This is a genomic window from Tessaracoccus sp. MC1756 (genome assembly GCF_014164735.1).
Classification (GTDB): domain Bacteria; phylum Actinomycetota; class Actinomycetes; order Propionibacteriales; family Propionibacteriaceae; genus Arachnia.
This window is the reverse complement of sequence record NZ_JACJFZ010000001.1, coordinates 535,455-549,411: the sequence shown is the minus strand read 5'-3', so window position 1 is coordinate 549,411 and position 13,957 is coordinate 535,455. Positions and strand designations below refer to the sequence as shown.

General features: G+C 66.2%; 14 protein-coding genes and 1 tRNA gene. 3 read left to right on the top strand and 12 right to left on the bottom strand.

From position 1 onward, the window contains the following. Positions 1–141: 141 nt before the first annotated feature. From rpoB to rplJ, 3 genes are all read right to left on the bottom strand, one after another. Positions 142–3,615 carry a DNA-directed RNA polymerase subunit beta gene (gene rpoB, locus H5393_RS02540; protein WP_182765385.1) on the bottom strand — a complete coding sequence of 1,158 codons (3,474 nt, stop codon included), beginning with the start codon at positions 3,613–3,615 and terminating at the stop codon, positions 142–144. A 272-nt stretch (positions 3,616–3,887) separates the two neighbouring features. Beyond that, positions 3,888–4,286: a 50S ribosomal protein L7/L12 gene (gene rplL / locus H5393_RS02535; protein ID WP_182763807.1), complete on the bottom strand. Its 399-nt coding sequence runs from the start codon at positions 4,284–4,286 to the stop codon at positions 3,888–3,890. 45 nt (positions 4,287–4,331) lie between these two features. Continuing rightward, entirely contained in the window at positions 4,332–4,949 is a 618-nt protein-coding gene (gene rplJ / locus H5393_RS02530; protein ID WP_076060734.1) for a 50S ribosomal protein L10, read from the bottom strand. 335 nt (positions 4,950–5,284) lie between these two features. Here rplJ and H5393_RS02525 point away from each other — a divergent pair, with 335 nt between their 5' ends. From H5393_RS02525 to H5393_RS02515, 3 genes are read left to right on the top strand one after another with little or no spacing between them, the layout of a single operon-like run. Further along, positions 5,285–6,187, top strand: coding sequence for an ABC transporter substrate-binding protein (locus H5393_RS02525; RefSeq protein ID WP_182765384.1), 903 nt, complete (start codon positions 5,285–5,287; stop codon positions 6,185–6,187). Between the two features lie 5 nt (positions 6,188–6,192). Then, on the top strand, positions 6,193–7,134 hold the full coding sequence (locus H5393_RS02520) for an amino acid ABC transporter permease (protein WP_256437877.1): 942 nt from the start codon (positions 6,193–6,195) through the stop codon (positions 7,132–7,134). Positions 7,135–7,148: 14 nt separating this feature from the next. Further along, the gene (locus tag H5393_RS02515; RefSeq protein WP_182765770.1) at positions 7,149–7,901 is read left to right on the top strand and encodes an amino acid ABC transporter ATP-binding protein; all 753 of its coding nucleotides are present in this window, start codon (positions 7,149–7,151) and stop codon (positions 7,899–7,901) included. Positions 7,902–8,020: 119 nt separating this feature from the next. Here H5393_RS02515 and H5393_RS02510 read toward each other — a convergent pair whose 3' ends face one another. From H5393_RS02510 to H5393_RS02470, 9 genes are all read right to left on the bottom strand, one after another. Then, entirely contained in the window at positions 8,021–8,167 is a 147-nt protein-coding gene (locus H5393_RS02510; protein ID WP_182763810.1) for a hypothetical protein, read from the bottom strand. Positions 8,168–8,411: 244 nt separating this feature from the next. Then, positions 8,412–9,050, bottom strand: coding sequence for a pyroglutamyl-peptidase I (locus H5393_RS02505; RefSeq protein WP_182765383.1), 639 nt, complete (start codon positions 9,048–9,050; stop codon positions 8,412–8,414). Positions 9,051–9,133: 83 nt separating this feature from the next. After that, positions 9,134–9,835: a 50S ribosomal protein L1 gene (rplA, locus tag H5393_RS02500; protein ID WP_182765382.1), complete on the bottom strand. Its 702-nt coding sequence runs from the start codon at positions 9,833–9,835 to the stop codon at positions 9,134–9,136. Positions 9,836–9,931: 96 nt separating this feature from the next. Next, positions 9,932–10,363, bottom strand: a complete 432-nt coding sequence (gene rplK / locus H5393_RS02495; RefSeq protein ID WP_076060749.1) for a 50S ribosomal protein L11 — start codon at positions 10,361–10,363, stop codon at positions 9,932–9,934. Positions 10,364–10,423: 60 nt separating this feature from the next. Further along, positions 10,424–11,224, bottom strand: a complete 801-nt coding sequence (nusG, locus tag H5393_RS02490) for a transcription termination/antitermination protein NusG (protein ID WP_182765381.1) — start codon at positions 11,222–11,224, stop codon at positions 10,424–10,426. A 4-nt stretch (positions 11,225–11,228) separates the two neighbouring features. Next, the gene (gene secE, locus H5393_RS14435) at positions 11,229–11,723 is read right to left on the bottom strand and encodes a preprotein translocase subunit SecE (RefSeq protein WP_370585906.1); all 495 of its coding nucleotides are present in this window, start codon (positions 11,721–11,723) and stop codon (positions 11,229–11,231) included. An 84-nt stretch (positions 11,724–11,807) separates the two neighbouring features. Continuing rightward, positions 11,808–11,880, bottom strand: a tRNA-Trp gene (locus H5393_RS02480). A 127-nt stretch (positions 11,881–12,007) separates the two neighbouring features. Then, positions 12,008–12,664, bottom strand: a complete 657-nt coding sequence (locus H5393_RS02475) for a response regulator (protein WP_370585905.1) — start codon at positions 12,662–12,664, stop codon at positions 12,008–12,010. 9 nt (positions 12,665–12,673) lie between these two features. After that, positions 12,674–13,903 carry a histidine kinase gene (locus H5393_RS02470; RefSeq protein WP_182765380.1) on the bottom strand — a complete coding sequence of 410 codons (1,230 nt, stop codon included), beginning with the start codon at positions 13,901–13,903 and terminating at the stop codon, positions 12,674–12,676. Positions 13,904–13,957 lie beyond the last annotated feature (54 nt).

Genomic DNA, 13,957 nt, shown 5'->3' with positions numbered 1-13,957 from the left:
AGCACGTTTGGCTTCTCTTTCCCCTACTTCGGCAGTAGGCGCCTGTGAGACATCGGCGATCTCGCCTGTCTCGGATTTCAAGTGTGTGCGAGCGAAGCAAGCTCCGCTGGTGGGCTCACGTGGGGCGCAGCCCCCCGCGGATCAGACTTCGCCGACGTCCATGAAGTTGTCGCTACCGGGACGGCGACCGAGATCGATACCGAAGTCTTCGGCCGAACGCATGTCGTCCTCCGAATCGGTCAGGTCGATGACGGTCCCGTCGTCGGAGAGCACCTCTACGTTCAGGCAGAGGGACTTCATTTCCTTGACGAGCACCTTGAAGGACTCAGGGATGCCCGGCTCGGGGATGTTCTCCCCCTTGACGATCGCCTCGTAGACCTTGACGCGGCCAGGCACGTCATCGGACTTGATGGTGAGCAGTTCCTGCAGCGCCCAGGCGGCACCGTAGGCCTCGAGGGCCCACACCTCCATCTCACCGAAGCGCTGGCCACCGAACTGGGCCTTACCGCCGAGCGGCTGCTGGGTGATCATCGAGTACGGGCCGGTCGAGCGGGCATGGATCTTGTCGTCGACCAGGTGGTGGAGCTTCAGCATGTACATGTAGCCCACGCCGATCTTCTCCGGGTACGGCTCGCCGGAGCGGCCGTCGAAGAGGCGGGCCTTGCCCGTGGAGTCCACCAGTCGGTCACCGTCGCGGGTGGTCAGCGAGTTGGCGAGGAGACCAGCGATCTCCTCCTCGTTGGCACCGTCGAACACGGGGCTGGCAACCTTCGCGTCGCCGTCGACGTAGCCGAGGCCGACGTCACGGAGGCGCTCGGCCCATTCCTCCTGGACCGCGGTGATGTCCCACCCGGTCTTGGCGATCCAGCCGAGGTGGTTCTCGAGGACCTGGCCCACGTTCATACGCGAGGGCACACCCAGCGGATTCAGCACGATGTCGACGGGCGTGCCGTCCTCGAGGAACGGCATGTCCTCCACCGGCAGGATCTTCGAGATGACGCCCTTGTTGCCGTGGCGGCCGGCGAGCTTGTCGCCGTCGGAGATCTTGCGCTTCTGGGCCACGTGCACGCGCACCAACTGGTTCACGCCGGGGGGCAGTTCGTCGTCGTCCTCGCGGTTGAACACGCGCACGCCGATGACAGTGCCGGATTCGCCGTGGGGAACCTTGAGCGACGTGTCGCGCACCTCGCGGGCCTTCTCGCCGAAGATGGCGCGCAGCAGGCGCTCCTCCGGGGTCAGCTCGGTCTCGCCCTTGGGCGTGACCTTGCCCACCAGGATGTCGCCGGCGGAGACCTCGGCGCCGATGCGCACGATGCCACGCTCGTCGAGATCAGCCAGCATCTCGTCCGAGACGTTCGGGATCTCGCGGGTGATCTCCTCGGCGCCCAGCTTGGTGTCACGGGCGTCGACCTCATGCTCCTCGATGTGGATCGAGGTGAGGACGTCGTCCTGCACGATGCGCTGCGACAGGATGATGGCGTCCTCGTAGTTGAGGCCCTCCCACGGCATGAAGGCCACGAGGAGGTTCTTGCCGAGTGCCAGTTCGCCCTGGTCCGTGCAGGGGCCGTCTGCCAGCGGGGTGCCGATCTCGACCCGGTCGCCCGGGCCGACCAGCGGACGCTGGTTGATGCAGGTGCCCGCGTTGGAGCGGACGAACTTGTCCAGCTTGAAGCTGGAGTAGGTGCCGTCGTCGTTGGCGATCTCAAGGAGATCTGCCGAGACGGAGCTCACGACGCCGGGCTTGCGGGCCAGGGTGACGTCACCGACGTCGACGGCGGCGCGGTACTCCATACCGGTACCGACCACGGGTGACTCGTTGCGGAGCAGGGGTACCGCCTGGCGCTGCATGTTGGCGCCCATGAGGGCACGCGAGGCGTCGTCGTGCTCGAGGAACGGGATCAGCGCCGTGGCGATGGAGACCATCTGGCGCGGGGACACGTCCATGTACTCGACCTCGGCGACGGGGACCTCGTCGGCGTCGCCGTGCTTCAGGCGGACGAGGACGCGCTCCTCCGTCAGGCGGCCATCCTCGTTCACTGCGGCGTTGGCCTGCGCGATCGAGTAGCGGTCCTCCTCATCAGCGGTGAGGTAGTCGATCTGATCCGTCACGTGACCGTCGACGACCTTGCGGTACGGGGTCTCGATGAAGCCGAACGCGTTGACCCGGGCGAACGAGGCCAGCGAGCCGATGAGGCCGATGTTCGGGCCTTCAGGCGTCTCGATGGGGCACATGCGGCCGTAGTGCGACGGGTGGACGTCTCGGACTTCCATGCCTGCGCGGTCGCGGGACAGACCACCGGGGCCCAGCGCGGACAGACGACGCTTGTGCGTCAGGCCGGCGAGCGGGTTGTTCTGGTCCATGAACTGCGACAGCTGCGAGGTTCCGAAGAACTCCTTCAGCGCCGCGGTCACAGGGCGGATGTTGATCAGCGTCTGCGGCGTGATGGCCTCGATGTCCTGCGTGGTCATCCGGTCGCGCACGACGCGCTCCATGCGGCCCAGGCCGGTGCGGAGCTGGTTCTGGATCAACTCGCCCACGGTGCGGAGACGACGGTTGCCGAAGTGGTCGATGTCGTCGGCCTCGACGGGGAGGTCACCCAGGAATTCCTTGTGCTCGTGCAGGGCGACGATGTAGCCGATGGCTGCGGAGATGTCGTCCTCGGTGAGCACCTGCTGATCGAACGGGAGCTCGAGGCCGAGCTTCTTGTTGATCTTGTAGCGGCCGACCTTCGCCAGGTCGTAGCGCTTGTCGTTGAAGTAGTAGTTCTCGAGCAACTGCTGCGCAGCGTCACGTGCCGGGGGTTCGCCCGGACGGAGCTTGCGGTAGATGTCGAGGAGGGCCTCGTCCTGCGTCTTGACGGTGTCCTTCTCGAGCGTCAGCCGCATGGACTCCGCGTCGCCGAACTCAGAGAGGATGCGGTCTTCGGTCCAGCCGAGCGCCTTGAGCAGGACGGTGACGTTCTGCTTGCGCTTGCGGTCCAGGCGTACGAAGACCATGTCGCGCTTGTCGATCTCGAACTCGAGCCACGCGCCACGCGACGGGATGACCTTGCAGGAGAAGATGTCCTTGTCCGAGGTCTTGTCGGGGGTCTGCTCGAAGTAGACGCCGGGCGAGCGCACGAGCTGCGAGACGACGACACGCTCGGTGCCGTTGATGATGAAGGTGCCACGGTCCGTCATCAGCGGGAAATCACCGATGAAGACGGTCTGGGACTTGATTTCACCGGTCTCGTTGTTGGTGAACTCAGCGGTGACGAAGAGCGGTGCCGCGTAGGTGGTGTCGCGGTCCTTGCACTCCTCGATCGTCCACTTGGGCTCTTCGAAGCGGTGGTCGCGGAACGACAACTGCATCGAGTCCTGGAAATCGGAGATGGGTGAGATCTCGGCGAAGATCTCCTCCAGGCCGGAGCGGGTGTTGACGTCGGTGCGGCCGGCAGCGAGCTGCTCTTCGACCTTCGCCCGCCAAGTCTCATTCCCGATCAGCCAGTTGTATGCGTCGATCTGCAGGTCCAGGAGGTTGGGAACCTCCAGAGGCTCGTGAATCTTCGCGAACGAGATACGACCGGTGGACGAGACGACATTGGTGTTCTTCAACGCAGAGCGCGAGGCGGCCAAGATTGGGTCCTTCCAAGAACGCTTGAAGCAAATATCCGTGCATGGCGAACTGCCCGTGTCAAATCACGGGCGCAACGCATAGCGGGGCAAAGAACCACTATAGATCAAATCGCCGCGGACGGCAACAACCGCGGGCCCCCGGATTTCGGCCTGCGGTGGAAGGGTCGACGTCGACCTCGCGGGATCGATGATACCGCTCCGGCTGCCGGTGGCAAGTGAAACGGCCCGCCCCCTTGCGGGGACGGGCCGTCGGAAGAGTTGGTGACTCTAGATCACTTGAACTCGACGGTGCCGCCGGCGGCCTCGAGGGCCTCCTTGGCCTTGGCAGCGGTGTCCTTGTCGACGCCCTCGAGCACCGGCTTCGGGGCGCCCTCGACGAGGTCCTTGGCCTCCTTCAGCCCGAGGGAGGTCAGAGCGCGCACCTCCTTGATGACGGCGATCTTCTTCTCGCCGCCCGAGGTCAGGATGACGTCGACCTTGTCGGAGGCAGCTTCCTCGTCGCCGTCGCCAGCGGCGTCGCCTGCAGCGGCAGCCGGAGCGGCTGCAACGGCCACCGGAGCAGCGGCGGTCACGCCGAAGGTGTCTTCGAACAGCTTCACGAACTCGGAGAGCTCGATGAGGGTCATCTCCTTGAAGGCGTCAAGGAGCTCTTCGTTGTTGAGCTTAGCCATGAGGCTTTCCTTTCAGATTGGTCCGCAGCGTGCGGAACAGTGTTGTTATTCCGCAGCTTCCGCTGCTTCAGGTGCCGCTTCCGCGGCGGGGGTCTCGTCCGTGGCTTCGGTGGCCGGCGCGGAGCCAGCACCACCGATCAAGGAGGGGTCAGCCTGTGCGGCGTCGCGCAGCGCGCCGAGCACGCGAGCGCCCTGCGACAGCGGGGCAGCCAGCATGTAGGCGGCCTTGGCCAGGTTGGCCTGGAGCGCGCCTGCCATCTTGGCCAGCAGAACCTCGCGGGATTCGAGGTCGGCCAGCTTCAGAACAGCCTGGGCGTCGAGGAACTTGCCTTCCAGGACACCACCCTTGATTGCCAGAGACGGATTTGCCTTCGCGAAGTCACGCAGCCCCTTGGTGGCGGCTGCGATGTCACCCGTGACGAAAGCGATAGCCGTGGGGCCGGTGAGGGTCTCGTCGAGCCCTTCGATTCCGGCTTCCTTGGCAGCGATCGCCGTCAGGGTGTTCTTCGCAACGGCGTAGGTGGCGTTCTCACCGAGCGAACGGCGCAGCTGCTTGAGCTGTGCCACGGTGAGACCGCGGTACTCGGTCAGCACTGCCGCTCCGGACTTGCTGAAAGCCTCAGCCAGTTCCGAAACCTTGGCAGCCTTATCCGGCCTCGCCATATGAGTCTCCTTCCGGTCTAACACCTCTGCCCGCCGTGAAGGGCGGCCCGAGGGCCGAAGTGACGCAAGACACAAAAAAGCCCCGGCGCTCAGGCGGCGCGGGGCGGACAGGTATGACCTATTCTTCTCACGTTCACCTGCGCGGGTGCCATGTGGCTTTATGGCTGTTGAGCCACCTGCGGTCTTCGGCTCCCGAAACGATACCGGATGCCCACCCGGGCGCCAAATCGTCGGCGCCGGCCACCCCTGGAGCTGCACCAATGCAGTCCCAGAGGCCCCGTCCATTAAGATTTGGCAGTTGAATCATCCCGTATCCGCCTTGAGAGAAGACTGACATGCGCCGAATCCTCGCCGCCAGCTTGCTGGCCGCACTCACGCTGACCGCCTGTGGCGGGCAGGACGCCTCCGGGCCGGCCGACGCCGGCGACTCCACGGACCGCAGCCACGACGTGTCCGGCGTCCAGAAGGTGGACGAGATCGCGGCCCTGCTGCCCGCCGCCGTCGCTGACAAGGGCACCCTGGTCGTCGGTGCCGCCGTGGACTACGCGCCGGCCGAGTTCCGCGCCGATGACCTGCAGACCGCCATCGGCTACGACGTCGACCTCAGCAAGGCGCTCGGCAACGTGCTGGGCCTCGAGGCCGAGGTCGTCGATGGCGAGTTCGCCTCGCTGCTGGCCGGCATGGGCTCGAAGTACGACATCGGCATCTCGTCGTTCACCATCACCCCCGAGCGCACCGCCAGCTACAACATGATCAGCTACATCACGGTCGGGTCCAGCTTCGCCGTCAAGAAGGGCAACCCCGACGGCCTCAACCCCGACGACGTGTGCGGCAAGGCCATCGGGGTCCAGACCGGCACATGGCAGGAGGAGGAGCTCGGCATGTTCAACGAGGAGTGCGCCGCCGCCGGCAAGGAAGCCATCGAGGTCCTCTCGTACCCCCGCCAGAGCGACGTGACCACCAATGTGGTGGGCGGCAAGGCCGACGCCTTCTACGCCGACTCCACCGTCGCCAGCTACTCCGTGGCCATCACCGGTGACCAGCTCGAGGTCGTCGGTGACGTCCGCGACGCGGCCCCGCAGGGCATCGTCGTGCCGCAGGACGACGCCGCCCTCACTGAAGCGGTGCAGAAGGCCATGCAGCACCTCATGGACGATGGCACCTGGCAGGCCATCCTCGACTCCTGGGGTGTCGACGAGGCCGCGCTGGACACGGCTGAGCTGAACCCGGAGGGCTGATCCCCGTGCCCACCCGACCGGAGTTGATCCGCGCGCGCCCCGTGCCCAGACCCAGCGTCTGGATCTGGGCGGCCATCGTCCTGGTGCTGTTCGCCCTGCTGGTCTACAGCCTGTTCACGAACCCCAACTACCGCTGGGACGTGGTCGGCCAGTACCTCTTCGACGCGCGGGTCATCTCCGGTGTGGGCTGGACCCTCATCCTGACGGTGCTGGCCATGGCGCTCGGCATCCTGCTGGCGGTCACCACCGCCATCATGCGGATGGGCACCAATCCCATCCTGCGCGCCGTGGCCTACGTCTACATCTGGTTCTTCCGCGGGACCCCCATCTACACCCAGCTGGTGTTCTGGGGCCTCATCGCGGTGCTGTACCCCCGGATGGGGGTGCCGTTCGGCCCCGAGTGGCTGCAGTTCGACACGCAGGACGTGATCAACGCCACCGTCGCAGCCGTGCTCGGTCTGGGCCTCAACGAGGGCGCCTACCTCTCGGAGATCGTGCGCGGCGGGCTCAGCTCCGTCGACAAGGGCCAGTGGGAGGCGTCGACAGCGCTGGGCATGAAGCGCTCGACCACGCTTCGTCGCATCGTCATCCCGCAGGCCATGCGCGTGATCGTGCCGCCCACGGGCAACGAGACCATCTCCATGCTGAAGACCACCTCGCTCGTGCTGGCAGTGCCGTTCTCGCTGGAGCTGACGTTCGTCACCAACGCCATCGGCAACAAGAGCTTCCTCCCTGTGCCGCTGCTGATCGTCGCCGCCATCTGGTACCTGAGCATCACCTCGGTGCTGATGGTGGGGCAGGCGCGCCTGGAGCGCTACTACGGTCGGGGGTTCGACAACTCGGAGACCGCCGGCGGAGGCAAGGCCAAGGGCGTCTCGAAGAAGCAGCAGGCCATCCTCGCCTCCGGTACCGTCCATGAAGACCCCAATCTGGAGGTGACCCCGTGACCACCGCAACCCCCATGGTCGATGTCCTGGGCGTGCACAAGTTCTTCGGTGAACTGCACGTCCTCAAGGGCATCGACCTCCAGGTGCAGAAGGGCGAGGTGTGCGTCGTGCTAGGCCCCTCAGGCTCCGGCAAATCCACCCTCATCCGCTGCATCAACGAACTGGAGCAGATCAGCGCCGGCCGCCTCTACGTCGACGGCGACCTCATGGGTCTCCGCGAGGTCGACGGTGTGCTGCACCGGCTCAGCGACAAGCAGATCGCCAAGCAGCGCGAGCGCGTCGGCATGGTGTTCCAGCGCTTCAACCTCTTCCCCCACATGACCGCGCGCGAGAACGTGATGGAAGCGCCGCGCCAGGTCCGCGGCCTCGGGAAGGCTGAAGCCGCCACGCTGGCCGACGAGCAACTGGCCCGCGTCGGACTCTCGGACCGAGCCGACCACTACCCCGCCCAGCTCTCCGGTGGGCAGCAGCAGCGCGTGGCCATCGCGCGGGCCCTGGCGATGCAGCCGGACCTGATGCTGTTCGACGAGCCCACCTCCGCGCTCGACCCGGAACTGGTGGGCGAAGTGCTCAGCGTGATGAAAGAACTTGCCGCCAGCGGGATGACGATGGTCGTGGTGACCCACGAGGTCGGCTTCGCCCGTGAGGTCGCGGACCAGGTGGTGTTCATGGACGACGGCGTGATCGTTGAACGCGGCACCCCCCGCGATGTCATCGACAACCCGCAACAGCAGCGCACCGCGGACTTCTTCGCCAAGGTCCTCTGAAGTCCCTCCCCTGGCCACTCCGGACGCTCACACCGAGACTTCTTCACCGGCGGTCATGAAACAACGAGGCCCCGAGCGATCCGTAGATCGCCGGGGCCTCGGAGAAGGACCAGGGGTGGTTACCAGACCCTGGTGCCCTTACCGCCGCGCATGGGGACGAAGTTGAGGATCAGGCCAACCACGATCAGGATGATTCCGATCCAGGTGAGGATCGAGATGTTCGCGATCAGGCCAATGATGAGGAGGATGATTCCGAGTACTACCATGATGGCCAACCCCTTCGGTTGATGGTCTTTCCAAGCGGGGTACCGCTCTTCCCAACTAGCTTTCCGGTGTTGCAGAGCGGGGCAACACATCCAAACGGGTGAGTTGCCCCAGTGTGATTTGCGATATCCCCGGCGCGGATCCGCAGCGCCCGACGCTGCCGCCAGCCCAGTCTCCGCCCGCTCGCGCTGCGTCGTCCACGCGGTCCTGCCCTGCCGGGCCCGCGTCGAGGTCGGAGAGGCGCGGCTACTCCGAGAGCACGGAGAGGCTCACGACCCAGACCGTTGCGCACAGCGCCGTGACGACCTCTTCGATGGACATCTGGTCCATCGCTACACCGCCCACGGCAGGTGTGTCCGTCTCGGATCCCACCAGCGCCGTCCCCGCCGCCCGGACCGCAGGGACGTGCAGGAAGCCCGCAGGACCGTCGAAGCAGGTCAGCGCAGCCCGGAACGTGGCGTTGCAGACATAGCGGCCGGCGTCGTCGCTGACCTCGGCCGCCACGCCTGCGGCACGCACGGCCCGGACGATTCCGTCCACGTCCAGCCGTGACGGCAGACGCGGCACGAGGTCGTCGATGGGCCCGGAGGGCTGTGCTCCATCGTTGTCAGGGATGCGGGCCCGCCGCTCGTTGACGGCCCAGCGCTCCGGCGTGACGAGGGGTCGGCCGCCGGCCTCGCCGACGCAGATCACGGCGTCCGGCCGCACGGCCTCGATCGACGCTGCCAGCGCCTCGGGGGCCCGGTCGAAGGACACCGGAAGGATCACTGTGTGCAACTCGACCGAGGGATTCGACCAGGTGGCACCGAGTTCCCGGACGGCGTCGCCGCTCGCGTTGGCCGCATCTCCGCCGAACGGTTCGAACCCGGAGACAAGAATGCGCATGGGTGTCAGTGTGACACCCATGCGCATTCTTCGTAAGTGGGAGGTCCGTCGACCGGTCGCGAGCGGCTGGTCGGTGGGACCGATCAGGCCTCGGCGGGCTTGAGTGCCGAGCCGTCGATGCTGACGGACGGGCTCATGGTGGCCGAGACGGCGACCTTGCGGAGGTAGCGACCCTTGGCCGCGGCCGGCTTCAGGCGCAGGACCTCGTCGAGGACGGCGAAGTAGTTCTCAGCGAGCTGCTGCTCCGTGAAGGAGGAGCGGCCGATGATGAACTGGAGGTTCGCGTGACGGTCCACGCGGAACTCGATCTTGCCGCCCTTGATGTCGGCGACGGCCTTGCCGGTGTCCATGGTGACGGTGCCGGTCTTGGGGTTCGGCATCAGGCCACGGGGGCCGAGGACGCGGCCCAGACGGCCGACCTTGCCCATGAGGTCAGGAGTGGCGACGACTGCGTCGAAGTCGAGGTAGCCGCCGGCCACCTTCTCGATCAGTTCGTCGGTGCCGACCTCGTCAGCACCCGCCGCGCGTGCAGCGTCAGCCTTGTCACCGGCGGCGAAGACGAGGACCCGTGCCGTCTTGCCAGTGCCGTGCGGAAGGTTGATGGTGCCGCGGACCAACTGGTCCGCCTTGCGGGGGTCGACGCCGAGGCGCATGGCCACGTCGATCGACTCGTCGAACTTGGCCGTTGCCATCTCCTTGACGAGGCGGATGGCCTCTTCAGGGCTGTAGGCCTGGCCTTCGGCGCGCTTCTCGGCGGCCGCCTTGTATGCCTTGCTGTGCTTCATGCTGGTTCCTTGTGTTTGTGCCGGGCTCGTGACCCGGTCCACCAGTTCTGGCGTGGGGAGCACTCCCCTACCAGGGATGTGTGTTCGGGGTTCAGATCACTCGGAGACGGTGACGCCCATGGAGCGGGCGGTGCCTTCGACGATCTTCATGGCGGCCTCGACGTCATTGGCGTTGAGGTCCGGCAGCTTGGTGGTGGCGATCTCGCGGACCTGGTCCTTGGTGATCTTGCCGACCTTGTCAGCCAACGGGTTGGCCGAACCGGACTTGAGACCCGCCGCCTTCTTGATCAACTCGGACGCCGGGGGCGTCTTCGTGATGAAGGTGAACGTGCGGTCCTCGTAGATCGTGATCTCGACGGGGATGATGTTGCCGCGCTGGGACTCGGTCTGGGCGTTGTACGCCTTCACGAATTCCATGATGTTGACGCCGTGGGGGCCGAGAGCGGTACCGACCGGCGGGGCAGGCGTGGCTGCGCCGGCCTGCAGGGCGACCTTGACGAGCGCCGCAACCTTCTTCTTGGGAGGCATGGGTGGGTCCTTTACCTATACGGATGGATGGCGCGCCCGGAACAGGCGCGACGCACAATCTTAGACGACCTTCTCGACCTGCTTGAAATCCAGGTCGACAGGGGTCTCACGGCCGAGGATCTCGACGAGAGCGATGAGCCGCTGATTGTTGGCGTTGAGTTCGGTGATCGTGGCGTGCACCCCGGCAAAGGGGCCGTCCGTCACCATGACGGAGTCGCCGACCGCCAAGTCGACGACTTCGACCTTCTTCTTCCGTGCGGCCTCGGAACCCGCGTGAGCGGCGTTGACCTTGGCGACGACGGAAGGAGTCAGCATGTGGAGGACCTCGTCGATCGACAGCGGCACGGGCTGCTGCCCCTGGCCGACGAAGCCGGTGACGGAGGGGGTCTGGCGGACGGCGCTCCAGGAGTCGTCGGTCAGTTCCATCCGGATGAGGACGTATCCCGGGAGGACGCAACGCGTGACAGTCTTGCGGCCGTTGTTGCGTACCTCGACGACGTCTTCGGTGGGGACGACCGTCTCGAAGATGTAGTCCTCCATGTTCAGCGTGGTGACACGCGCGTCGACGTTCTGCTTGACGCGGTTCTCCATGCCGGAGTAGGTGTGGATGACGTACCAGTCACCGAACTTGGATTCGAGTTCCTCGCGCAGCTCGTTGATGGCTGCCTCGAGGGCCTCGTCGCGGTCCTGGGAGGCCTTGTCGGCGGCCTCGTCCGGCTCTTCCTCAGCCAGTTCGGCGAGTTCGATGGTGGTGTCGTCGTCCTCGGCGACGCCCAGCGCGCCGAGGTCGATCTCCAGGTCATCGGTGGAGGTCTCTTCGATCGGGCCGAGGTCGACCTCAAAATCAGAGTTGTCAGTCATGGATTCAGCTCCCAAACAACTGCAGCAGCGACCAGCCGAAGAAGAGATCCAGCGAGCCGACGATGGCGATCATGATCAACACGAACACCAGGACGGCGCTGAACATCGAGATCGTCTGCGGCCAGGTGGGCCACACGACCTTCTTCAGCTCGGAGCCCGACTGCTTGGCGAATTCGACCGGGTTGGAAGCCCGGTAGGGGTCATCGTGCTCAGCGAGCGCTTCGGAGCGCTTGCGGGTGACGGTGTCCTTCTTGCGGACAGGGACCTTGACGGTACGACGGACCGGTGCCAGCGCAGCGGCGGCTTCCTGCTCCTCCGGGGTGAAGTCCTTCTCGAGCTCGCCGAGGGTGATGTCCTCGTCGGCTTCGGCGACTTCCTCTTCGGCGGCAGCCAGCGCTTCGGGATCCTCGATCTCGACGGCGTCGTCTTCGGGCGCGTCGGGCTCCCCGGGGACGAAATCTTCGTTCTCCGGTACTGCGTCGTGCGACTTGTCGCTCACGCCGTCATCCCTTCGCTTGACAAACAAAATGCCTCCGGCTCGGAGGCCGTAGGCGGGGCGAGACAGCCATTGCTGACCATCTAGCAGGGCAGGAGGGACTCGAACCCCCAACCTGCGGTTTTGGAGACCGCTGCTCTGCCAATTGAGCTACTACCCTTTGGCGGTTGGATTACCGAATGGACCGTGTCGTGTGGACACGCTCCGACCTTGGCAAATTGAACCGGTGCTCGTCCACTATAGGGGTTTTCCGGGCCTGAGTCGAACCAACCTCGACCCGCGCAGTCTCAGTGATCGACCAGCCCGTGCTGATACGCCGACACGACCACCTGCACCCGGTCACGCAACCCCATCTTGCGCAGGATCGCACCGACGTGGGACTTGATCGTGGACTCGGAGGCGAAGATCGTCTGACCGATCTCAACGTTGCTGAGACCCTGGGCGACCAGAGCGAAGACCTCGTGTTCCTTCTCAGAGAGCTGTGTGAAGCCGGCCGGCGGGGCGGGCTTCTCCTGGAAGGACGAGTCGAGCAGCGCGGCGAGGTCCTCCGGCGCGATGACGCCGTTGCCGCTGTGCACCGTGCGGATGGAATCCGTGAGCATCTGCGGGGTGATGTCCTTCAGCAGGAACCCGCTGGCGCCGTGCCTGATGGCGGTGGCCGCGCGGTCGTCGAGGTTGAACGTGGTGAGCACCAGCACCTTGACGCCGGAGCCGGAGGCGACCGCGTTGTCCAGGATGCGGCGAGTGGCCTCCACACCGTCGACCCCGGGCATGCGGATGTCCATCAGGATCACATCGGGGTCGAGCTGGGCTGCCAGCGCGACCGCCTCCTCACCGTCGGTGGCCTCCCCCACAACCTCGAGGTCGTCCTGCGCGTTGACGATGACCCGGATGGCCGAGCGGAACAGTTCCTGGTCGTCGACCAGCATGACGCGGATGGGCACGCGTTACTCCTAGTTGGTTCGCAGCGGCAGCCAGGCGGTGGCGGTGATGACCTCACCGTCGGCGCTCTGGTGCCGGTTGAGTTCGAAACTACCGCCCACGGCGCCGAGCCGCGCGCTCATCCCGGCGATCCCTCCGCCGTGGAGCGCCCTGGAGAGGGTGTGGCCGCCGTCGAGGTTGCGCACCTCCATGGTGAGCCGGTCCGCCCACGTCAACGCGACGGCGATCTGCCTGCCGTGTTCGCCGTGCTTGATGGCGTTGGTGAGCATCTCCTGCAGCACCCGATAGGCGACTGTCTCGGCGTCGGGCGGCAACGCCCGGCTCTGCCCCAGTTGGGTGACCTCGAGGTCTACGCCCGATGCCCGCACGCTGTCCAGCAGGGCGCCCAAGCCACCGGGAGGGGCGGGCACCGACGGGTGGTCGCCGCGGGCCGCGTGCAGCACCTCGCGGATCTCCCCGAGGGATCGGCGGGCGCACACGGCGATGTTGTTCATGGATTCGTGCAGGTCCTGGGTGTTGGTGAGGTACTGCGCTGATTCGGCCTGCATCAGGATCACGGCCAGGGAATGGCCGACGACGTCGTGGACGTCGCGAGCGAGCCTGGCGTTGGCGGCCTCGGCCGCGGCGACCCTGGTGAGGCGCTGCTCTTCCAGGACGGCGTGCTGTTGCGCCTCGATGGCCCGGGTGCGCTGCCACTCGGCGTCCTCTGCCCGGGTCTGTTGCGCCCGGACCTGCGCCGTGGAGCGTTGCCGCAGACCCAGCAACCACGGTGCACCGAGGAAGGACGCCACGAGCCCGAAGGCGAACGCGGTGCCACCCAGCCCGAGGTACTGGTGTCCCCAGAAGAACTCCTGCCCGAGGAGGGTGCCCGCGATGAGCGCACCGAGCGCCAACGAGACGCCGGAGATAATGACGGTGGCGCGGGACCCGAACCGCGTGGCGGTGTAGGCCAGCCAGGCGCCGGCGACTACCTGGACGAGCAGCGGCAGGGGTTCGTTACCCACCATCAGCAGGAAGAGGCTGCCCGCCCAGAAGATGCCGAGCGAGGTGCCCGGCTGGCGACGGGCGATGACGAGCACAGCGACCATGAACAGCGCCCCGATGGCCCGGTCCGGGGCGGGGCTGGCGAACGCGTACAGAAGGAAGGTGGGCGCCCCGAGGACCACCGCGACGCCGAGCGCGATCCGGTCTGCGAGGAGTCCCCACGCGACACTGTCGGGACGGGCGTGGGCTGCTGGCATGAGGCCAACATACGGCGCCACGCCCGCGGGCGACATCCGACTCGAGGTCAGAGC